Source organism: Flavobacterium sp. KACC 22763 (assembly GCF_028736155.1).
Classification (GTDB): Bacteria; Bacteroidota; Bacteroidia; order Flavobacteriales; family Flavobacteriaceae; genus Flavobacterium.
Window position 1 is genome coordinate 549,144 of record NZ_CP117879.1, and the last position, 22,273, is coordinate 571,416.

General features: G+C 32.9%; 22 protein-coding genes. 9 read left to right on the top strand and 13 right to left on the bottom strand.

What is annotated here, in order from left to right; genetic code table 11:
- Positions 1-320 precede the first annotated feature (320 nt).
- Both msrB and prfB read right to left on the bottom strand, forming a co-directional pair.
- A complete protein-coding gene (gene msrB / locus PQ463_RS02440; RefSeq protein WP_274256154.1) occupies positions 321-767 on the bottom strand; it encodes a peptide-methionine (R)-S-oxide reductase MsrB in 447 nt (148 codons plus the stop codon).
- An 85-nt stretch (positions 768-852) separates the two neighbouring features.
- A protein-coding gene (gene prfB / locus PQ463_RS02445; protein ID WP_111378517.1) for a peptide chain release factor 2 occupies positions 853-1,951 on the bottom strand; the annotation gives its coding sequence in 2 pieces (ribosomal slippage) (positions 853-1,887 and positions 1,889-1,951; 1,098 coding nt in all).
- A gap of 151 nt (positions 1,952-2,102) precedes the next feature.
- Here prfB and PQ463_RS02450 point away from each other — a divergent pair.
- On the top strand, positions 2,103-3,122 hold the full coding sequence (locus PQ463_RS02450; RefSeq protein WP_274256155.1) for a threonine aldolase family protein: 1,020 nt from the start codon (positions 2,103-2,105) through the stop codon (positions 3,120-3,122).
- Positions 3,123-3,154: 32 nt separating this feature from the next.
- On the opposite strand, the gene PQ463_RS02455 is transcribed toward PQ463_RS02450, so the two are convergent.
- Positions 3,155-4,114: a hypothetical protein gene (locus PQ463_RS02455; protein WP_274256156.1), complete on the bottom strand. Its 960-nt coding sequence runs from the start codon at positions 4,112-4,114 to the stop codon at positions 3,155-3,157.
- An 11-nt stretch (positions 4,115-4,125) separates the two neighbouring features.
- Positions 4,126-4,446, bottom strand: a complete 321-nt coding sequence (locus PQ463_RS02460) for a YbaB/EbfC family nucleoid-associated protein (RefSeq protein WP_274256157.1) — start codon at positions 4,444-4,446, stop codon at positions 4,126-4,128.
- Between the two features lie 69 nt (positions 4,447-4,515).
- Between PQ463_RS02460 and PQ463_RS02465 the strand changes: the two genes are divergently transcribed.
- The 3 genes from PQ463_RS02465 to PQ463_RS02475 all read left to right on the top strand — a co-directional run bounded on the left by PQ463_RS02465 (position 4,516) and on the right by PQ463_RS02475 (position 9,006).
- A complete protein-coding gene (locus PQ463_RS02465; protein ID WP_274256158.1) occupies positions 4,516-6,651 on the top strand; it encodes a S9 family peptidase in 2,136 nt (711 codons plus the stop codon).
- A gap of 71 nt (positions 6,652-6,722) precedes the next feature.
- Positions 6,723-7,763, top strand: coding sequence for a cysteate synthase (capA, locus tag PQ463_RS02470; protein WP_111378514.1), 1,041 nt, complete (start codon positions 6,723-6,725; stop codon positions 7,761-7,763).
- 349 nt (positions 7,764-8,112) lie between these two features.
- A complete protein-coding gene (locus PQ463_RS02475) occupies positions 8,113-9,006 on the top strand; it encodes a LamG-like jellyroll fold domain-containing protein (RefSeq protein WP_274256159.1) in 894 nt (297 codons plus the stop codon).
- Between the two features lie 104 nt (positions 9,007-9,110).
- On the opposite strand, the gene PQ463_RS02480 is transcribed toward PQ463_RS02475, so the two are convergent.
- Positions 9,111-10,130 carry a DUF481 domain-containing protein gene (locus tag PQ463_RS02480; protein ID WP_274256160.1) on the bottom strand — a complete coding sequence of 340 codons (1,020 nt, stop codon included), beginning with the start codon at positions 10,128-10,130 and terminating at the stop codon, positions 9,111-9,113.
- Between the two features lie 356 nt (positions 10,131-10,486).
- Here PQ463_RS02480 and PQ463_RS02485 point away from each other — a divergent pair, with 356 nt between their 5' ends.
- The gene (locus PQ463_RS02485; protein WP_274256161.1) at positions 10,487-11,392 is read left to right on the top strand and encodes a LamG domain-containing protein; all 906 of its coding nucleotides are present in this window, start codon (positions 10,487-10,489) and stop codon (positions 11,390-11,392) included.
- 407 nt (positions 11,393-11,799) lie between these two features.
- Positions 11,800-11,970 (top strand): hypothetical protein, encoded by a 171-nt coding sequence (locus tag PQ463_RS02495; protein ID WP_274256163.1) that lies wholly within the window; start codon positions 11,800-11,802, stop codon positions 11,968-11,970.
- A gap of 165 nt (positions 11,971-12,135) precedes the next feature.
- Here PQ463_RS02495 and PQ463_RS02500 read toward each other — a convergent pair whose 3' ends face one another.
- From PQ463_RS02500 to gcvT, 8 genes are all read right to left on the bottom strand, one after another.
- Positions 12,136-12,636, bottom strand: coding sequence for a hypothetical protein (locus PQ463_RS02500; RefSeq protein WP_274256164.1), 501 nt, complete (start codon positions 12,634-12,636; stop codon positions 12,136-12,138).
- On the bottom strand, positions 12,629-13,324 hold the full coding sequence (locus tag PQ463_RS02505; protein WP_274256165.1) for a hypothetical protein: 696 nt from the start codon (positions 13,322-13,324) through the stop codon (positions 12,629-12,631). The genes PQ463_RS02500 and PQ463_RS02505 overlap by 8 nt, the downstream gene beginning before the upstream one ends.
- A gap of 44 nt (positions 13,325-13,368) precedes the next feature.
- Positions 13,369-13,914, bottom strand: coding sequence for a hypothetical protein (locus PQ463_RS02510; RefSeq protein WP_198857173.1), 546 nt, complete (start codon positions 13,912-13,914; stop codon positions 13,369-13,371).
- A gap of 2 nt (positions 13,915-13,916) precedes the next feature.
- Positions 13,917-14,423 (bottom strand): hypothetical protein, encoded by a 507-nt coding sequence (locus PQ463_RS02515; protein WP_274256166.1) that lies wholly within the window; start codon positions 14,421-14,423, stop codon positions 13,917-13,919.
- Between the two features lie 240 nt (positions 14,424-14,663).
- Positions 14,664-15,056, bottom strand: coding sequence for a hypothetical protein (locus tag PQ463_RS02520; protein WP_274256167.1), 393 nt, complete (start codon positions 15,054-15,056; stop codon positions 14,664-14,666).
- A 79-nt stretch (positions 15,057-15,135) separates the two neighbouring features.
- Positions 15,136-15,849 carry a YebC/PmpR family DNA-binding transcriptional regulator gene (locus PQ463_RS02525; RefSeq protein ID WP_012024626.1) on the bottom strand — a complete coding sequence of 238 codons (714 nt, stop codon included), beginning with the start codon at positions 15,847-15,849 and terminating at the stop codon, positions 15,136-15,138.
- Between the two features lie 314 nt (positions 15,850-16,163).
- Positions 16,164-18,200 (bottom strand): S41 family peptidase, encoded by a 2,037-nt coding sequence (locus tag PQ463_RS02530; protein WP_274256168.1) that lies wholly within the window; start codon positions 18,198-18,200, stop codon positions 16,164-16,166.
- Positions 18,201-18,399: 199 nt separating this feature from the next.
- Positions 18,400-19,482, bottom strand: a complete 1,083-nt coding sequence (gene gcvT / locus PQ463_RS02535) for a glycine cleavage system aminomethyltransferase GcvT (protein ID WP_274256169.1) — start codon at positions 19,480-19,482, stop codon at positions 18,400-18,402.
- 337 nt (positions 19,483-19,819) lie between these two features.
- On the opposite strand from gcvT, the gene PQ463_RS02540 reads away from it, so the two are divergent.
- From PQ463_RS02540 to PQ463_RS02550, 3 genes are all read left to right on the top strand, one after another.
- On the top strand, positions 19,820-20,668 hold the full coding sequence (locus PQ463_RS02540; protein WP_274256170.1) for an NAD(P)H-hydrate dehydratase: 849 nt from the start codon (positions 19,820-19,822) through the stop codon (positions 20,666-20,668).
- A gap of 379 nt (positions 20,669-21,047) precedes the next feature.
- Complete coding sequence (locus PQ463_RS02545; RefSeq protein WP_274256171.1) at positions 21,048-21,827, top strand: HipA family kinase; 780 nt, start codon at positions 21,048-21,050, stop codon at positions 21,825-21,827.
- Positions 21,817-22,200 carry a DUF3037 domain-containing protein gene (locus tag PQ463_RS02550; RefSeq protein ID WP_274256172.1) on the top strand — a complete coding sequence of 128 codons (384 nt, stop codon included), beginning with the start codon at positions 21,817-21,819 and terminating at the stop codon, positions 22,198-22,200. The genes PQ463_RS02545 and PQ463_RS02550 overlap by 11 nt, the downstream gene beginning before the upstream one ends.
- Positions 22,201-22,273: the final 73 nt, after the last annotated feature.

A 22,273-nucleotide genomic window follows, 5' to 3' on the forward strand; every position in this document is an offset into this window, starting at 1 on the left:
CGACTAAAAGGTTATTTTTTGCCAAATAAAATGAATTAGATTTTAATTACCTAATTATTTTTTCTCGTTTCTTAATAAATGTTTAAAATAATACGGGGATTTTTACAAAATTAACATTTTGGATATTAATTTAGTGAGTTTTTTTTAATGAATTGAATAGCAGTGGCTTGGTGATTTTGCCTAAAGTAAATGAGAATTCAGATTAAGAAAACAAATAATTTAATTGCTAAGTTATAGCTTACATTTGTTTTGTTAAATCATTTATTAAGTAGAGATTATAAAAAAAGCGATTCATTTTTTAATGAACCGCTTTTTATAAATTATTCTTTAATTTTTGATAATGAAACTGCGTTAATGCAATAACGTAAGCCGCTTGGCGGCGGACCGTCAGGAAAAACGTGGCCTAAATGTGCATCGCAAACATTGCAGACAACCTCAACACGAATCATTCCGTACGATTTGTCGGCATGGTAGCCAATCGCATTTTCTTTAATTGGCTGTGTAAAAGAAGGCCAGCCAGTTCCTGATTCAAATTTTTCGCTTGCATCAAAAAGAACCGTTCCACAGCATTTGCATTCGTAAATTCCAGGATCAAATAAACTGCATAGTTCAGAGCTAAAAGATCTTTCAGTTCCTTTTAAACGCGTAACTTGAAATTCTTCTGGAGTAAGAATCTGTTTCCATTCGTCCTCTGTTTTCTCCACTCTTTTGTCTGGAGTTGGATTTCCTTTATTTGTAAAATGAATTACGTCTGCCCATTTTATCATAACTTTTTTGGTTTTAAAGTTTCAAGTTTCAAGTTTCAGGTTTACTGTGACTGTCAGCTGAGACTGATCACTAAAAAACTGAACACTATTCCTCTTCTTTCTGTCCCATCATCATAAGATAGGCTTTCAGGAAAGGATCAATATTTCCGTTCATTACACCATCGACATCGCTTGTTTCGTAGCCGGTACGAACGTCTTTTACTAATTTATAAGGCTGCATTACGTAATTACGAATTTGCGAACCCCATTCAATTTTCATTTTTCCAGCTTCAATATCAGCACGCTGTGCTTGTTGTTTCTTCAACTCAATTTCATACAATTGAGAACGAAGCATTTGCATAGCACGCTGTCTGTTATCTTGTTGTGATCTCGTTTCAGAACATTGAATCTGGATTCCAGTTGGTTTGTGAACTAACTGAACTTTAGTTTCAACCTTGTTTACGTTCTGTCCACCAGCACCACTCGAACGAGAAGTTGTGATTTCGATATCGGCAGGATTAATGTCGATTTCGATACTATCATCAACTAATGGATAAACGTAAACCGATACGAATGAAGTATGACGTTTTGCGTTACTGTCAAATGGTGAGATTCGAACTAAACGGTGAACTCCGTTTTCTCCTTTTAGATATCCAAAAGAATAATCACCTTCAAATTCTAAAGTTACGGTTTTAATTCCGGCAACGTCGCCTTCTTGAAAGTTAAGCTCCTTAATTTTATAGCCATAACTTTCTCCCCACATCATGTACATACGCATCAGCATTCCTGCCCAGTCACAGCTTTCCGTTCCACCAGCACCTGCCGTAATTTGAACTACAGCACTTAAACTGTCACCTTCATCAGAAAGCATGTTTTTGAATTCGATATTTTCGATATGTGCTTGTGCGGCTTCATATTGTTCATCCAATTCTTCTACAGAAAGTTCTCCTTCTTTGTAAAAATCATAAGCCAGCTGTAATTCTTCTGTAAGAGCGACTGCTTTATCATAATCTTCAATCCATTTTTTCTTGTTTCGAAGATTTTTTACAATGTTTTCTGCTTCTTTTGGATTGTTCCAAAAATCAGGAGCGAACGTTTTTTCTTCTTCGTTTGCGATTTCTATTAGCTTGGCATCAACGTCAAAGATACCTCCTCAACGCACCAAGGCGCTCCACAATACCTTTTACTTGTTCGGCTGTTGTCATAAATTAATTAATAGGTTTTATATGTTTTTTAGAATTATTACGTTAATTTGGTCTAGAGAAACCAGCGAGTTAAATTTTACCAAAACTTGCTGAGAATAACTATAAGTAATACGTAATTTTGCATACAAAAATAAGATATAGTTTTTAGAATATGGAAATAAATTTAATCAGCGATACCATAACAAAGCCTACTTATGAAATGCTGCAGTATATGTTTAACGCCCATGTTGGCGATGATGTATACAAACAGGACCCAACGGTGATTGAATTGGAAAACAGGACAGCAGAGTTTTTTGGTATGGAAGCTGGTCTTTTCTTTCCGTCTGGAACTATGGCAAACCAGACTGCAATAAAACTGCATACGCAGCCTGGAGAACAGCTAATTGCTGATAAATATGCTCACGTGTATCATTATGAAGGAGGAGGGGTTTCTTTTAACAGCGGTGTTTCGTGCTGTTTAGTAGACGGAAACCGCGGAATGATAACTGCTGCACAAGTAAAAGCTGCAATAAATGATCCCGAGTTTTATCATAGTCCGCTAACAAGTTTGGTTTGTGTGGAAAACACAACCAATAAAGGAGGTGGAGCGTGTTACGAATTGGAAGATTTAAGAGAAATAAAAAAAGTATGCGATGCTCATAATTTGAAGTTTCATTTGGACGGAGCTAGGATATGGAATGCGTTAGTAGCTAAAAGACAGAATCCCAGAGAATTCGGAGCTATTTTCGATACTATTTCAGTTTGTTTGTCTAAAGGGTTAGGCGCTCCAATAGGTTCTGTACTGCTTGGAAGTAAAGCTGATATCCACAGAGCGTTGAGAATCAGAAAGATATTGGGTGGGGGAATGCGTCAAGTAGGGTATTTGGCTGCGGCAGGATTATATGCGTTGGCTCATAATATCGAACGATTGGCAGAAGATCACCGCAGAGCAAAAGAAATTGCAAAAATCCTAAGCACAAAACCTTGGATTTCATCTATCGAGCCTGTAGAAACTAATATTTTGATTTTTTCGCTTGCAGAAGGTTATAGCGATCAATTATTAATTGAGAAATTAAAACAGAAAAATATACTAATAAGCTCTTTAGGGCATAATAAGCTCAGAATTGTAACACATCTAGATTATAAAGAAGTGATGCATACGTATGTTTTAGAAACACTTTCGAAATTTTAAAAAAAAGCAGGATTTTAAAATCCTGCTTTTTTTTAGTTATTTATTTTGTCGACAATAAATATACTGTTGTTTACCGATTTGTCTGACGTAAGTTTAATGTGTTGATATGTTTTGGTTGATATGTTGAATTTTACAAGCTCAAAAAAGCCATCTTTTAACATGTGGCATACATACTCATTATTCGTTTTGTCAATAAAACCTACTCCATTTGGAAGCATAATTCCTAGAGATTCATTAGCTAAAAAGTCTTCAAAAGTATTATCTGCTAAATTAAATTTGCTGATAGTAACACCAAAATTTCCTGCTTTGTTTTTTAAACAATACACCGTATTAGAATAAACTGCGGCGTGTGAAAATGTGAAATTAGCGTTGTTAACCAAGATCTTCTTTGCAGAATAATTTTCTAAATCAATTTCAAAAGTTTCCGTGCGGCTGGAACTGTACAATTTTTTATTGCTTATAAAAGTTGAAAGAGATACTGTTTGGTCAAAATTTAAGCCTAAATAAGTAACTTCAAAAGTAGTAGGATCGATTTTTACTAGAAATGAATTATTAGCAAAAGTGCCAAGATATGGAAAGCCAATAACTATTCCGTAAAGTGTTTTTTGATTATCGTCCCATGCTAATGAACTTATTGTAGGTTCGTCTCCTTTGATTTCTTTTGGAAAAACTAATGTTTTTGAGGCAGTAGTTTTAGAATTTTTATCAAAAACAAAAAGTTTGTCATTTGGCGGATAATGTTCTGTTAAAAAAATCTTTTCAGAATTTGATGCAATTGTACCAGGATTAATAGTAGTGGTTTGTGTACCCTCAAATTGAGCGTAAGCTGATATTTTTCCGCTATTGTTTCCTATTTTGTTAATTTCGCCTGAAGAGGTTACTGCTAAATAACTAAAGTCGTCTTTCTCTTGAGGTGTAGATGAATCATTGGAACATGAAAATAGAAACAAGCCAATAAAGCTAATAGCTAGGGTTTTGTAGGTTAAGCTCATGTTTTACTAGATTATTTAAACAAATTATCCATTCCAGGAATAGAAGGCATATCCATTCTTGCAACAGCGTCTAATTCTCTTTCGTTTACACTTGTAGCTTTTTCTATTGCTTTATTTAACGTTACGATTAAGTAATCTTCTAATTGTTCTTTGTCTTCCAATAAAGAATCATCAATAGAAATTGATTTTATTTTTCTGCTTCCAGTAATCGTAATTTTTAATAATCCGTCAGCGCTTTGTTCATCAATCAAAACAGTATCTAAACGCTTTTTTGTATCTTCAATTTTTTGCTGGGTTTCTTTAAGTTTACCCATCATTCCCATTAAATCCATTTTTGTTGATTTTTTAAATTATTTCAGACAAAATTACTATATTGCTGTGTTAATTCAATAGAATATTTTATGAAAAAATTAATTTTGTTCTGTTGTGTTTGTGCTATTTTTGCGTCTTCATATTTAAAAATTAATGCTCAATCAATGCAAAATGATATATCGGCTCCAAAGGCTAAAATAATTCCAAAGACATTAAAAAAACATAAAGAAACTAGGATTGACAACTATTTCTGGCTTAATGACAGAGAGAATTCAGAAGTAATCGATTATCTAAATCAGGAAAATGCTTATTATGCAAGCATGACTTCTCATACAAAGACTTTACAAGATAATCTGTTTGAAGAAATGAAAGGGAGAATTAAAGAAGATGATTCTTCGGTTCCTTATTTCTACAATGGATATTTTTATATAACACGTTTTGAAACAGGTCAGGATTACCCAATTTTTGCCAGAAAAAAAGGGAGTCTTTCTGCAGAAGAAGAAATTCTTTTTGACTGTAACGAAATGGCAAAAGGACACGCTTATTTCAAATTAGGAGGTTTAAGCATTAGTCCGGATAATAAATTTGCTAGTTTCGGGATAGATATTGTAGGGAGAAGAATCTATACTATTCAGGTTAAAAACTTAGAAACTGGTGAAATATTAGCTGATAAAATAGAAAATGTTACGGGAGCTTCTGTTTGGGCAAATGATAATAATACTATTTTTTACGTTAGACAAGATGAAACAACACTAAGAGCTGATAAAGTTTTTAGACACAAATTAAATACTGCATCTGAAAAGGATATTTTGGTTTTTGATGAAATTGATGATACTTTTAATGTGTCAATCAGTAAAGAAAAATCAAGAAAATATATTGTTATTGGTTCTGGAAGTACTTTGACAACAGAATATAGAATTTTGAATTCAGACAATCCAGATGGAGAATTTGTTGTTTTTCAGCCACGTGTTCGCGGATTAGAATACAGTATTTCTCATTACGAAGATTCGTTTTATATTTTAACCAATAAAGACAAGGCGACGAATTTCAAGTTAATGAAAACGCCTGAAGGCAAAACAGGAAAGAAAAACTGGGTTGATCTTATTCCGCACAGAGAAGATGTTTTGTTGGAAGATATTGAGATATTTAAAAACTATTTGGTTGTTGAAGAACGCTCTAATGGATTGAATCACATCAGAATCATGCCTTGGAATGATGAACCAGATTATTATCTTCCTTTCGGCAGTGAAACCTATAATGCGTACACCACAACAAATGTTGATTTTGATACCGATATTTTACGTTATAGCTATCAATCATTGGCAACTCCGTCTTCTGTGATTGATTTTAACATGAAGACTAAAACCAAAGAAATCTTGAAAGAACAAGAGGTTCTAGGTGGGAAATTTGATAAAAACAACTACGTAGAAGAACGAGTTTGGGCAACGGCTAGAGATGGCGTAAAAGTGCCAATTTCTATGGTTTATAGAAAAGGATTAGAGAAAAATGGTAAAAATCCGTTGTTGTTATATGCGTATGGTTCGTACGGAATTACAATGGATACTTATTTTTCTTCAACACGACTATCGCTCTTAGATCGCGGATTTGTTTATGCTATTGCACATATTAGAGGAGGGGAAGACTTAGGAAGACAATGGTATGAGGACGGAAAACTGTTAAAAAAGAAAAATACCTTTACAGATTTCATCGATTGCTCTAAATTTGTAATTGACCAAAAGTACACTTCTCCGGAACATCTTTATGCAGAAGGAGGATCTGCTGGCGGACTTTTAATGGGAGTAATCGTAAATGAAGCTCCTGAATTATATAATGGCGTTATCGCTCAGGTGCCTTTTGTAGACGTAATTACAACTATGTTGGATGACAGTATTCCGCTTACAACTGGAGAGTATGACGAATGGGGAAACCCAAACAATAAAAAATATTACGATTATATGTTGTCGTATTCGCCTTACGATAATGTAAAAGCGCAGGAATATCCTAACATGTATGTTTCTACCGGATTGCATGATTCGCAGGTACAGTATTGGGAACCAGCTAAATGGGTTGCGAAATTGAGGGATTTAAAAACAGATAATAAGCTTTTGTTTTTAGATACCAACATGGATGCAGGTCATGGTGGGGCTTCGGGACGTTTTGAGGCTTTAAAAGACTTAGCAAAGGAATTTAGTTTTTTATTAGATTTAGAAAAAATTAAAAGCTAATTAGAAATTTTTTGTTAAATTTGCAACCTATCAAGGTTAATTTAAAAAGGCCTTTGATTAACTATTTTTTTATGAAAGAAGAAATAACTGCTTATAATAATGTTTTAGAGTTAATAGGAAATACCCCCCTTATTAAGCTAAATAAAATTACCGAAGAGTTAGAAGGAAATTTCTACGCAAAGGTAGAAGCTTTCAACCCAGGTCATTCCTCAAAAGATAGAATAGCATTATATATTATTGAAGAAGCCGAAAGAAAAGGAATTCTATCTCCGGGAGATACCATTATCGAAACCACATCTGGTAATACAGGATTTAGTTTAGCAATGGTAAGCATTATTAAAGGTTACAATTGTATTTTGGCTGTAAGCTCAAAATCATCTAAAGACAAAATTGACATGTTGAGAAGTTTAGGCGCCAAAGTGTATGTCTGTCCGGCTCACGTTTCTGCAGATGATGAAAGATCTTATTATAATGTAGCAAAACGTTTGCACGAAGAGACAAAAGGTTCTGTCTATATTAATCAATATTTCAACCAATTAAATATTGATGCTCACTACAACACTACAGGTCCAGAGATTTGGGAACAAACAAAAGGACAAATTACGCACTTAGTTGCTTGCAGCGGAACAGGAGGAACGATCTCTGGAACTGCAAAATTCTTAAAAGAAAAAAATCCAAATATTAGAATCTTAGGAGTTGATGCTTTTGGATCGGTATTGAAAAAATACCACGAAACAAGAGAATTCGACAGCAAAGAAATTTACCCTTACCGTATAGAAGGTCTTGGTAAAAACTTAATTCCATCGGCTACCGATTTTGATATTATTGATAAATTCATGAAAGTAACCGACGAAGAAAGCGCTCACTCTGCTAGAGAGGTTACTAGAAAAGAAGGTTTATTTGTTGGATATACTTCAGGAGCGGTAATGCAAGCTATTAAGCAGTATGCTGAAGAAGGAGAATTTACAAAAGACAGTAATATTATTGCTATTTTCCCAGATCATGGTTCTCGTTATATGAGTAAAGTATTCAGTGATGACTGGATGAACGAGCAAGGTTTCTTTGATAGTGTTAATGAAGAAGAAGCGCAAAAAATTGAATTCGTAAAGTAATAAAAATGCTTTTCAAAATATATAAACTCCATTCGTTTTAGAATGGAGTTTTTTTTTGTATAAACTTTTTTGAGTTTTGAATGTTTTTTTTATTAAAGTTAAAATTTACTATTTTTTTAAATATACCGTATTTATACGTAAGAAATTGATGGTTTTTAATGGTTTAAACTTAGTGTTTTAACTAAATCTTTGAATTTTATTTAGAATTTTTTACCCTCAAAATGCATGAAAACGTTATTTTAACGAGTTTTTAGGTATTTTGTCGGAAATTTTTCTTTTAAAAAATGTAATGGTCTAGTTTTGAGGTATTAAGATAACGAAAGTTGTTTAATCCCTAAAATCTACTATTATGATAAGATTACTACTAACAGTATTGTTTGTGAGTTCTTTGAATGTGAATGCACAAACACCAATTCAGGAATTTAATTTTAATGGTACCTTAAATAATACAGCAAATACGATTTCATTCATTGGAACCAATAATTTTGTAGCTGATAGAGCAGGAGTTTTAAAAGGAGCTCAGCGATTAAATAATAAAGCTTTAGAAGCTGTGATAGATAATCTGCCTCAAGGAAAAAGTTCAAGAACAATTAGTATTTGGGTTAAATTCAACGATATTTCAAATGCAAACTATATCTGGGGCTACGGAAACCCACTAAATGCTCAATATTGTGGTTTATTGCAGCAAGCAACAACTTCTTCTAACTCTGACTTAAGTTTAGCTGCTTGGGGCGCTTCTAATGATGTCATAGTATCTACACCCTTAGAAAAGAATATTTGGTATAATTATACTATAACATATGAAGGTACAACTTCTAAGATATATCGTGATGGTAAATTATTAAAGTATCTGGAAGGTATGGCACGATCTACTAACGGAAATATTTTTAGATTGGGCGAAATCAATACAATGGTGGGAATTAATGCTGATATAGATGATTTAAAGATCTATAATATAGCTTTGACCCCAGATCAGGTAAATGAGTTATATGAGAGCGAAAAAGCATCTGGCTTACTTACAGTGGCTGCAGAGGCGAAGACGACAAAAATTGCAGTAAAAGCAAAACCAAATCAAACAATAATTACTTCGGATGATGTTAACGGAACAGTAAAAAGCATCGAAGTTTATTCGCAAGGACAAAAAATAGTGGGAAGCAATGCGGCAAATATAGCCGATCTTCCGGAAGGGACTTATTTATTAAAAATTACCAGTACTCCATCAAAAAAAATTACCTCAAAATAAATGGTTTTTTAGTTTGTTTTTAAATGTTAGTTAGTTTTTTTATTGCGTAAGCAATTGAGTTTTTGGAATAGTAAGGAAAGCTTTCTGTGTTCAGGAAGCTTTTTTTAGTCTAATTTCCATCCAAAAGTAGTCTGAAATACATAATCATCTTTTGATGCTCCTTCTTTAGGTTTATTGTCATAGTTGTAGATAAATGATAATTTGATGAAAAAATCTAATGGTAAATCATATTTTGTATCTACAGAAAAATCGGTACGAATTCTTTTGCTTTCTGTTAAACTCGGAAAAAAATTCACTTTAGACTGAATGCTAAAATCTCCTATATCATATAAGTTTAGATCACTGCCCAAGAATAACTCCAAACTTTTATTCGCTTCTGTTACTCCTGTAAAACGTTCGTGGTTGAAAGATAATCCAGAAGCAACTCCCCAGTATTTTTTGTTGTTATGTATTAGATATTTTCCATAACCGGCCTTTGAAACAATACGAAGGTCAATATCCTGCTCTGTATTTTTTAAAGTAACAACTGATAATGGAATAAAATAGTCTTTTGGCAGTAAATGAATATAGCTGACATCGGTATCTATCCTTCGTATAGGATCGCTATCATCTTGTATAGATTGAATTTGTTTGTACGTTGCAGTTCCGTACCATTTTTTCGCTGTATAGCCTAAATTCACATTTATAGTTAGTTGCTGTAAGCTTTGTGCTTTAGTCAATTTGATTCCAGCGTCGAAACTAGCATCAAGTCTTCCCCAAAAGCTCTCGTCAACAGGTTTAATTCGTACAATATCAGCGAGATCAATAATGCTTTTGGTTTGTGTTTCAATATTGGTGATTTCGCATTTTCCAGGAGTTTCAATTTTGATGATTTTTCCGTTTAGCAAATCTCCATTCGAAAGATTTATAATATAAATTCGATCTGAACTAATATTTTTAACATGTTTCCATTCTAACTTGAAATCTTCTTTGCTGTAGTCGGTTTCTATTTGTAGAATACCTTTGTTCATTGTCTTTATTTCGCCAATAATAATATCATTGTTTTTTAGTACAAGAGTATCAGAAATCTGTGCATTGATCTTTAAGAAAAATAAAAGAAAAAATAAGAGTAAGGTTTTCTTCATGCTAAGGCTTATTTCTTTGATTTACAGCTTATAATGTTAAAGTTAAAAATAAAAACATAATTTTAGAGAGAATCAAAAAAAAATCCTGTTGTAATGCAGTTAAATTCTGCAAGTAAGAAGGGGGTTAATTGAAAAATTTTTAGAAATAATGTAGTTTGAACTGTAAAGTGTTTTTTGTGAGAATTATGTATTTGTGTGTAGGAATTGTTTGGAGGTGTTGAATTTTAATTATAGTTTTAACAAATTTTCTAAAAATAATAAACGAAATTTTAAAATTGTAAAATCTATAATGTTTAAATTTTGCAATAAATTGCTAATTGCCTTAAACCAAAACGATTCTGATAAAAGCTATAACTATGAAAAAAATATTACTCACTTTATTGTTTGTAAATTTTTTAACTGCGAATGCGCAAAATCCGGTACAGGAATTTAACTTCAATGGAAATTTAAACAGTGCCGATAATACTATTTCTTTTTTAGGTGCTCCAGTTTTTGTAAACGATAGAATGGGAAGCCCTAAAAGTGCTTTGCGGGTTACAAAAGCTTATCAGGCAGTAATAGGAGAGCTTCCTCAGGATAATAAACCAAAAACAATATCGGTTTGGGTAAAATTTAATGCCATAAATATTCCTAATTATATTTTGGGTTATGGAGCGGCTGTAAACGGACAGTATTTCGGATTAGTGCAGCAGCCTGTGTCTGGAAGCAATTCAGATTTAAGTTTGGTTGGCTGGGGAGATACCAACAATGTCATAGTTTCTGTCCCGTTAGTAAAAGAAACGTGGTACATGTATAGTATCACTTATGATGGAAATATGTCAAAAATATATCGCAATGGCGAATTGCTAAAATCTGTGGGAGGAATTCAGCGTTCTGCAAAAGGATATATTTTGAACCTTGGAAAGCTAAATACCTCAACAAGTATTAACGTAGATATTGACGATTTAAGATTGTATAGTGTTGCCATGACAGACGAACAAGTGAGGGAAGCTTATAATAGTTCGAAACTAAATGATGTGACTGTAGCCGAAACAACATCTGTTTCAAATTCTTTGGCTTCAAATACATCAAAAAAAGCTGTTGCAGCGCCTATAGCTGGAAAAACTTCTTTACCTGCAGCCCCAGCTGAAACTAAGAAAAGTGCTAAAATTATTGAAGTTTTCTCTCAAGGAAGACAAATAATGAGTGCTAATGCTTCTAATATTACCGATTTGCCAGAAGGGACATATTTGATTAAGGTAATTAATTCAAACAAAAAGTAATTTCACTTTTCCTTCAAAAAAAAGCCCTCCAGATTTTGGAAGGCTTGTAAATTATCTTTTTTTCTGTTGACCTGGCGCATAAGCTTTGGCACTTTGGTCTCCATTCATTTTTTTGGCTTGTCCTGGTGGTATTTTTTTTCCTGATGAAGGGTGAGGGTGGCCGTGAGTGTGTACATGTGTGCTACAGCTGATCACGCTTAGTACTAAGAACAAAAGTACTAGGGCTACTACAGCAATTCGAGTGATTTTTGATGTTTGCATTTTTAGTTTAAATTATATTTGAGGTGTTGCAAATATAATCGAAATGTTATCTTTAAAAGTATTTAAATTTAGTTTAAAATGAATTCAAATAATCATCTGAGTATTTTTTATTTTATTTTTAAAACCTTTAATATTTAAAAATAAGCATGACAATAAAAGAAGAATTTCTAATGATTGGATTTACAGGTTTTGTTCATTTGGATAAGAAAAAGAGAGACGGTAAGGAGAGAATAACTTTCTGTTCTAAATATCTTGACGAATGGATTTTTCTATTACTGGTTAATGAAGATGACATTTGGGAAATAGAAAAAAAATGAAGATAACGATATGATCAGCAATATATTAAATAAAAATAAAGCATCACTTGATGCAAAAGACTTGCTTCTGTTTTTTAAAAACTATTATTACGCTAATAATGATTTTTCGAATGATTTGTAAGCAGAATCAATTATAAAGAATTACATGCCCGTTTCTTCATTTTTTTAGCCAACAATACCAAATTCAATATCTTCTATTAATGAAGTCCATAATCCGTTGTCGCTTTTTAATAGATTTTCGTCTATTTTCAGCAATTCTGTTTCTAAAAATTTTGCATATTTTTTATGGTTTGAATCCTTTCGATAGTTGCCAAACTTTTGTTGGGGAATATCGTTTTCCCATAAGTTATCATAAGTATAAAGCTGTATGATCAAATTTTTAAGTGATTTCGAAATAAAAAACTGACCATCTCTCTTTATCTCTCTAGATTCTAAATCTAAAATCAGATTGTTATTAGAAAGTGTTTTTCCAATTACAATTTCTGATTCTGATAATTCGCAAAGATCGTCAGTAAACTGAAAATCTAAAACACCATTTGATAATCCAATTTGCGAAAGAATTAAAATTTCTTCATCAGTAAGTTTTTGACTTATTTGAGGGGCAATTTCTCTCTTAATCAGATTTGAACCAAAATGAAATTTTATTTTGTCTAATTGATCAATCATTTTTAAAATAGGTGCTAATAGATTTATTCTCCTTTTTCTGAATCAGTTCCAGTTGCAATTGATTGGATTGATATTTTTGTCCTCTATAAATCCATCTAAAGATATTGGAATAAAGCGATTCATTAACAATATTTCTTTTTTCAATAATTTTTTGCTCTTCTAAATCATATACAAAACAGCTATTTGAAAAAGCTTGAATAACTTGCAGTTGAGTTGAATTAATCAAAAAAGCCCATTCGATATTAACATCTTCATCAAACTTTATTTTTTTGTTTTCTAAAGTTCGAAGATCGGTCAACACCAAACTTCTTTTATTGATTAATAAATGATTTTCTGGATAAAAGAAACTCCCAACCAAACTGTCTTGAAATGTATATCCGTCTTCTCTAAAATATACTTTTAAGCTAGTTTTGGTAAAGTCTAAAGTGTTAAGCAAAAGAAAATCTCTATTCGGAATAAATGCGAAATTTTTAGATGGATGTTCGGTTTCTATTTTTTCATTTATAACACATTGAATTGCGTTTTCCGAGAACAATTCTTTGGTTTTATCTATTCCATCAATCAGCAAAGCATAATAGACAAGTTCTTGACCTCTATTAGGTTCTTCCCAGCCTTTGTATATAAATTCAATTTTTTTGTTTTCTCTTTTGAAGTCGTTTAAATTAGTAATCTTTGTGAGTTGCATCATGATTTAGTTCTAAAAAAGTTCAGTTGAAATTCTAATGGAAAAAATTATTGATCATTTTCTGCTTCCCATCTGCCCAATCGTTTTCTTTTTTCAATTTGATGCAATGCTAATGCTTTTATTTCTTCGTCTTCAGATTGCGAAATAGTTTCTAATGCTTCAATATTGTATGGCTCAGGTTGTGCACCAATAGCGTATATGATTTTACGGATATAAGGATATTTAAGAGCCTCGTCATATTTATAAAACTCAGGAAGCGAAGAAAAGGCTTGCATTAAAATTTTGATGTTCTCTTTATCGTCATAAAAAGTATCCTGAAAAGAACTAATTATGAATTCATGATCATGATGCCAATTCTCTAATAAAAAGAATTGCAATAATTTCATAAATTCATTATCAGACATAGAAATTGGAAATCTCCATAGTATTGCATTAAATCGATTGTTGAATACAGAATCTGTTTTTGATTCCAGAAGTAACTGTTTCATCTCTTCAAAATTTGCTCTGTAAGGAAAAATGAGAAACAATTCTTCTCTCCTTATTCTGAAGTTTTTATGTAAAATTTCCCAATCTTTTTCTAATACTTTTATCATTTTTAGTTACTTGCTTTAATTTTAGAAACTATTTCATCTGTCAGTAATGGCGATTCCCAAATGCCAAGAATGTAGGTGATATCTTCTCCCAGCATATCTTCTCCCGCTCCTCTAGGTTGATAATTATATTGCCAACGACGAAATTCTATCAATAAAAATTTTTGATTAGATTCGGTATCTTCAAAGTATACAACATTAGCTGCAGTATCATAGAGTTTGTTTAGAAATGAATTATCTGAGACTAGTTTATCAGGAGATATTTGGTTTTGAGCCAATTTTACATCATAATGTTTCTCAAAGAATAACATTTCTTCTTTACTAAATTGGTTTTCTTTTAATCTTTGATAAAAATTATATTTTACCTTAACTTTATTTTCCTTTAACAAAAGAAAAATTTCAGGTCTAATCAATTCGGTTTTGATTTTACAAATACCTTCAGAAAGTAGTTTTTCAGTACCATTTCCATATATTTCGGTTTGAATACAGTAGAAGTTTTCTATTAATTTCATTTGGAAGATTGGGTTAAATAAAAAAGTCTTTTGAAAACCAAAAGACTTATATTTTTTTAGCTAATAACACTAATGACAATAAATAAGATTACAAGCGCTATTACAGCAAATTTCATAAATTTTGATGATTGCATAGTGAAGATTTAAATGGTTTTACATCTGATATTAGCAAATATAATTTTTTATTTGAAACTAAAACCAAAATAAATTGAAACAAAAAAGTTTTAAAAACTCCAATTTTTATATTTTCCAGTACCTGCAATTTTCAGGAATCATTTCTAAAAATTGATTCTGATTTTCTATAAAAATACCTTTCCAGCCTTCAATAATTCTATTTTCTAAAGCTTGGTCAAAAAAGTTATTATAAAGTTCCTTATGGTCAAAGTCTATATACAAACTAGGAAGATAAGTGCTTTTATCTATATCTGAATATTCAGTTTTAAATGCATTGTGTATACTTTCAAATTCAATTTTTAAAGATTCTATTTCTTGAAAATAATTATCATTAAGAATGTCATTTTCCCAATCGTCTAAAAGCCACCATGAGTTTTCTCCAAAATAAAGAGATAGTTTGCCATCTAATTTTAGGACAGCGAATATTCCATTCTGAAATTTGCTAAAATAAGAATTCATTATTTCTAAGAATTTGTGTTTATGGTAAAAAAAAAGCTCCGAAGAATCCAGAGCTTTTGAAATATATTTTATAGAAAGACTATTCTTCTTTCATGGTATGATAAACGTTCATTACGTCATCATCTTCTTCTATTTTTTCGATCAATTTCTCAACGTCGGCGATTTGAGCTTCAGTCAATTCTTTAGTGATTTGCGGAATACGCTCAAAACCAGAAGAAAGGATTTCAAGACCTCTGTTTTCTAATTCTTTCTGTAAAGCACCAAAACTTCCAAAAGGAGCATAGATTAAGATTCCGTCCTCGTCTTCAAAAACCTCTTCAGCACCAAAATCAATTAATTCTAATTCTAATTCCTCAGCATCGATACCATCTTTTGCAATTCTGAAGTTGCAAGTATGGTCAAACATAAACTCAACAGAACCTTGAGTTCCCATTGTTCCGTTACATTTGTTGAAATAACTACGGATGTTAGCTACAGTTCTATTATTGTTATCAGAAGCAGTTTCAATTAAGATTGCAATTCCGTGAGGAGCGTATCCTTCAAACAAAATTTCTTTATAGTTAGCAGTATCTTTATTACTTGCATTTTTAATAGCGCGCTCCACATTGTCTTTAGGCATGTTTGCGGCTTTCGCGTTTTGTATAACAGCTCTTAATCTAGAATTGGCGTCTGGGTTTGGTCCGCCTTCTTTAACAGCCATTACGATATCTTTACCAATTCTGGTAAATGTTTTGGCCATTGCTGACCAACGTTTCATTTTTCTTCCTTTTCTAAATTCGAACGCTCTTCCCATTTCTAATTTTTAGTTTTGTGATGCAAAAATACGGTTTTCCTAATTTTTACAAAAACAAAATTGTTCTTTTTTGTTTCAAGTTTCAGGTTTCAAGTTACTTGATTTGTGTTGAATTTAACCGCAAAGTGCACGATCCCGATAGCTATCGGGAACGCAAAGCACGCGAAGAAATTTTTAAACTAGGCTATAGAATAAAAAAGTTCGCAAAGTTAAATGAATAAAACTTTGCAAACCTTATATATATCCAAGTAGACATTGCAGAAAAAAAAACTTAGAACCTTAGAATCTCAGTATCTTAGCATCTTAAAAAAAAACTATTTAGCCCCTCCATTAAATTCATTAATGATATTAACGGCTTCGTTGAGGTACGGATTGGTTTTAAGATTATCCATCTGATATTGGTTTATCGTTTTATCATTTGGATAAGCTCCTAGAAGAAACTGATTCACACTCGAATTGTATACATCAAGCGGATTGTTTTCGTCATTAAAAGTATTGATCTCTTTCCAAAGCGCATTTAATGTTTTTTTCTGATTGAAAACTGCAGTTAATGTCAGAGGGACTTCTGCTTTTGGAGCATTCACAATCTGATCTATTTTAAGATTGATCTTTTTTATGTTATCAAAAAAGTAGTTGTCGGATAACCTCGCCGAACTGTTTTTAGCAATTTTGTCTATCAGATTTCGCTTCACATATGTTTTGTATTTTAAGAAAGGTTCGATGCTGTCATTTTTTATAGCTGTCGGAAAATCACTTTCTTTTTGGTAAATATCTTCATAAAATTCAGGAAGCAAAACATCTGGCCTTACCCCAATATATTGGTGGCTTTTACCCGTTATTCTGTAGAATTTATTGATGGTTATCTTTAAGAAATCAGTGTTTTTTTCTTCTTCAAGCGGAAGAATAGTCTGCATGGTAGCTTTTCCTAATGTAGTGCTTCCTAACAAAAGTGCACGATTGTAATCTTGCATGATAGAAGCAAAAAATTCACTTGCCGAAGCTGTATTGCTATTAACCAAAACCACAATTGGACCTCTGTAAATTACTCCTTTGAAAGGATCATTAATTACAGATTTCTCCTTTTTACTGTCAATTACAATAGAAAGCGGACCATAATCTACAAACATTCCAGCCAATTTTATGGCTTCTTCCATAGAACCGCCGCCGTTGTCAATAAGGTCAATAACAAGACCTTTTATACTATCTCTCTGCAGTTTTATAACCTCACGAGCAACATCGTCAGCACAGCCTTTTCTGCTGCTGCCATCAAGATCTGCGTAGAAACTCGGAATTTTTACATAACCAATTTTACTGTCTTTGCCAATGATAAAACTGAAAACCGAATTTTCTTCATCTTTCATCATCTGTTTCTCAATATAAACATCAAAACTCTTACCCGAATTGCGTTTTAAAGTAAGCGTAATATGTTTGTTGCTTTCAGATAAAATCATGGTCGAAATAGATTCTAAAGAAGCGCACGAAACCTGAAGCGTTTCTTTCTGATTGGAAATAGATATAATCTGATCGCCTTTTTTTACTTGTCCAGTCTGATATGCAGGGCCGTTTGGATCTACCTCATCAATAATAATTTCGTTTTTCTCATTGAGATTTACTGTCATTCCGAGCGATAAATGTTCTTTTGATAAAGAAGCCACAAAACTGGTTTTAGAATCATCACTAAAATAGGCGGTATGAGGATCAAAATACGTGCAGAAAAAATTATACAGTTTTTCTTCCTGTTTAGCATTAGTTTCTAGTAAGGTGCTAAATCGGCAGATTTCATTTGAAACGATTTGATTTTTAGAAGCCTGTTCAATTGATTTAAAATTCGTTTTCAAAGAATCTAAATTTTCGCTCATTTCAGCAATATCATCTAAGATCTGATAGCGTAGTTTTTTTATCCAAACCTTTTCGATATCTTCTTTCTTTAAATAAAAGGCAAAAGACTTTTTATAAAAACGAATTGTATCTTTCTTAGTATAATCTATCGGGATTGTCTGAATTTTTTCTAAAACTTTTTTGGTGCGTAAAAGACCATTTACATATTTAGCTTTTATATCGGTAAGAAAACTGCAATCGTTCTTCAGGATTAGATCATCTAAGTTATAACGGTATTTCTGAGCCAATTCATCATATTCGCTCTTAAAAAATATATTGCGAGAAGGGTCAAGTTCGTTAATTAAGTTGTCAAAAACGAACACAGATAAACTATCATCAACTGGTTTTGGCCTTAAATGTTCTGCTTGAATAAGCGCATTTATTTTGTTTAATATTTCACAAGTTTCTGCGCTGTTCTGACCAATAGATATAGTTGATGTCAGCAAAAAAAGGAGTAGTGAAATCTTTTTCATAAATGGAAATTCATGGTTCATGATTAAAGTTACACTAATTTTTTTACAAATTGTAGTATTTTTAGCAAAATATCGACAACCAAAAGCATTTAACCGTTAAACGAATAGGCATCAAATAAATTAACCTGAATTGGTTTATTTTAAAGCAAAAAAAATGCGTTACAACCGTAACGCATTTTTTACATTATAAAGTCAAAACTTATTTCTTGTAAAAAGGTAATTTAACCACTTTTGCAGGAACATCATTTTTTCTGATTCTAATAAAAATATCGCTGTCAACCGCACTGTTTGCAACTGTTACATATCCTAAACCAATTCCTTTATTCATAGAAGGAGACATAGTTCCAGAAGTTACAATTCCGATTACCGCTCCAGAACCATCAACAATTTCGTAATCATGTCTTGGCACAGCACGCTCTTGCATTTCAAAAGCAATTAATTTTCTTGTAACACCAGCTTCTTTTTGTTTTTTAAGAGCCTCAGAATTAGTAAAATCTTTAGTAAATTTAGTAATCCATCCTAAACCAGCTTCAAGTGGAGAAGTAGTATCGTTAATATCATTTCCGTAAAGGCAGAATCCCATTTCTAAACGTAAAGTATCACGAGCAGCAAGACCAATCGGTTTAATTCCGAAAGCAGCTCCCGCTTCAAAAACTTTGTTCCAGATAGCTTCAGCATCAGCATTTTTGCAGTAAATTTCAAATCCGCCAGAACCTGTATATCCTGTAGCAGAAATAATTACATCGCTGAATCCTGCAAAATCAGCTACTTCAAAATGATAATAAACAATAGCAGACAAATCAACAGAAGTCAAAGACTGCATAGCTTCAACCGCTTTTGGCCCTTGAATTGCCAATAATGAATATTCGTCAGAAAGATTCTTCATCTCAACTCCCAAATCATTGTGAGAAGAAATCCAGTTCCAGTCTTTTTCAATATTAGAAGCATTTACAACCAGTAAATACTCTTCCTCTTTCATTTTATAAATAATCAAATCGTCAACAATTCCGCCTTCGTTATTTGGAAGACAAGAATATTGTGCTCTTCCAATCGTCAAAGTAGATGCATCGTTTGAAGTCACTTTCTGAATCAAAGCCAGTGCATTTGGACCAGTCAATAAAAATTCACCCATGTGTGAAACGTCAAAAACGCCGACACCATTACGAACCGTTTCGTGTTCAGCATTAACCCCTTCATAAGTGATAGGCATATTATAACCAGCAAAAGGAAGCATTTTCGCTCCTAAACCTTCATGTATGTGCGTAAGCGCAGTATTTTTCATTGTGTTGTTTTATAAAATTGTTTTGCAAATCTATTCAAAAAATATCAAATTAAAAGACCTTAAATTATAAATTTCGCAATAATTTGGAGCTATTTCCTGCTATCCGCTATATCTTTTGCTTTTTAAAGAAAAAAGCAAAAGGATGCCGCTTCTATCAGGGCTAGGGGTAACAGTTTCATTAGAAGAATCATGATTTCAATTTTTTATGTAATTTTATATAAAATCATGCTTTTCAAGTTTCGCTATGTTTATTAAAACAAGTGAAATGCCTTTATTCGTAAAGTAAAACTATGATTCTATGTGTTTAAACTAATTAAGGCTAACCAAAAGCGTTTAGATGAAATCACCGTATTTAATTAATAAAGAAGAATTTCAGAAATTATACAAACCTGTAAATCCTCAAACTCACAAAGGAACACAAGGTCATGCGGTGATTATTGCAGGAAGTTATGGCAAAATAGGAGCAGCCGTTCTAGCTTCAAAATCTTGCCTAAAAACAGGTTGCGGACTCGTAACGACTTTTATACCCAAATGCGGTTATCAAATCCTTCAAATCTCCATTCCAGAAGTAATGACGGTAACCGACGAAAACACCAATTTTATTACTAATATCCATCTGCCATTAATTCCGCAAGCTATCGGAATTGGCCCAGGAATAGGGAAGGAGCTTGGAACGCAAAAAGCGTTATTTGAGTTTTTAAGAGTCAATAAAGCGCCTTTGGTTCTGGATGCTGATGCTTTAAATATTATTTCAGAAAACATTTCATGGTTAGAATTGGTTCCAGAAGACACTATTCTAACACCACACCCAAAAGAATTAGAACGTTTGATAGGAAAATGGAATTCAGAAGCTGAGAAATTCCAAAAAACAATTGCTTTTTCAGAAAAATACAAAGTCATTGTGGTCATGAAAGGCGCACCGACATACATTATCAACAGAACCTCAGTTTACGAAAATACAAGCGGAAATGCTGCACTCGCAACCGCAGGAAGTGGCGATGTCTTAACCGGAATCCTCACAAGTCTTCTAGCGCAAGGTTACGAACCAAAGTATGCTTCCAAAATGGGCGTCTACCTCCACGGTTTGACAGCTGATTTAGCCTTACCTAAAACAGGTTATGAATCTTTTACAGCCTCTACGATTATTAAGTATTTAGGAAAAGCTTTTTTAAGTATAGAAGTTTAAGGCAAAAGTTATTGTAACGCAAAGTTCGCAGAGGTTTACGCAAAGTTTATAAAGTTTTTTTTTGAGTTTGCTTTCTTAAGATCACAAAGAATTATTCTCATTTTTGTCATCCTGAGCGAAGTCGAAGGAACGCAAAGATATTCCTCAAAGTTTAGTTTCTTTGTCCAGCTACTTGTGTCCTTTCGACTTCGCTCATGGTGACAAGCCGAATGCATTACTATGTAATTAAATTCTTGTGAACTTAAAAAAAGCAAAGCAATCTTAAAAAAAACTTAGCGTTCTTTGCGTAAACCTCCGCGAACTTTGCGTTACAAAAAACGTCACAAGAAGAAAAAATCTAAAATCTACAATCTAAAATCAAAAATTGTAAGTTTGTAATATGAAAAATTTCGACTTAAGAACAGTAAATGTCATGCGTTATATAACGCCACTGCGCGAAGGCGGTTCTTTACCCGCTTTAGCCGAAGCCGATGACGACTTTAAATATGTATTAAAATTCAGAGGTGCCGGTCACGGCGTAAAAGCCTTAATCGCCGAATTAGTTGGCGGACAAATCGCAAAAGCCTTAAAACTGCAATTACCAGAATTAGTATTCGCAAACCTAGACGAAGCTTTCGGAAGAACAGAAGGAGATGAAGAAATTCAGGATTTACTGCAAGGAAGTCAGGGGTTAAACTTAGCACTTCACTTTTTATCTGGCGCTATAACTTTCGATCCTGCGGTGACAACTGTAGATGCAAAATTAGCTTCACAAATTGTTTGGCTGGACGCTTATATCACCAATGTTGACAGAACTTTCAGAAACACCAATATGCTGATCTGGCATAAAGAATTATGGTTGATCGATCACGGTGCATGTTTGTATTTTCATCATTCTTGGCACAACTGGGAACAGCATGCTAAAAGTCCGTTTGCATTGATAAAAGATCACGTTTTATTGCCGCAAGCTTCAATGTTAAAAGAAGTTGATGCTGAATTTAAAGCGATTTTAACTTCAGAAATTTTAGAAGAAATTGTCAATACAATTCCGCTAGACTGGCTGCAATGGGAAGATGCAGACGAAACGCCAGAAGGATTGCGAAACGTTTATTTGCAGTTTTTAAAGACAAGATTAGAGAATTCAGAAATATTTGTAAATCAGGCTCAAAATGCAAGATAATCACTTATACGAATATGCTGTGATTCGTGTTGTACCAAGGGTAGAGCGCGAAGAATTCCTGAATATCGGAATCATTTTGTTTTGCAAAAAAGCCAAATTTATAAAGGTTTTATTTCACTTAAATAAAGAAAAAATCCAAGCCCTTTCTGCCGATTTCGACATCGAACAATTAGAATGCAATCTGACTTCATTGGTAAAAATTGCCAACGGAGCAAAAGACGGAGGACCAATTGCTGAATTTGAAATTCCGGAGCGTTTTAGATGGTTAACCGCTATTAGAAGTTCGGCAATTCAAACCTCAAGACCTCATCCTGGGTTGAGTCAGGATTTGGAGAAAACGATTCAGCGTTTGTTTGAGGAGTTAGTTCTTTAAGAAGGTTCAAAGGGGCAGAGGTTCAGAGTGACAAAGGTTTTTTAACCGCAAAGTTCGCAAAGCTATGTGTAAA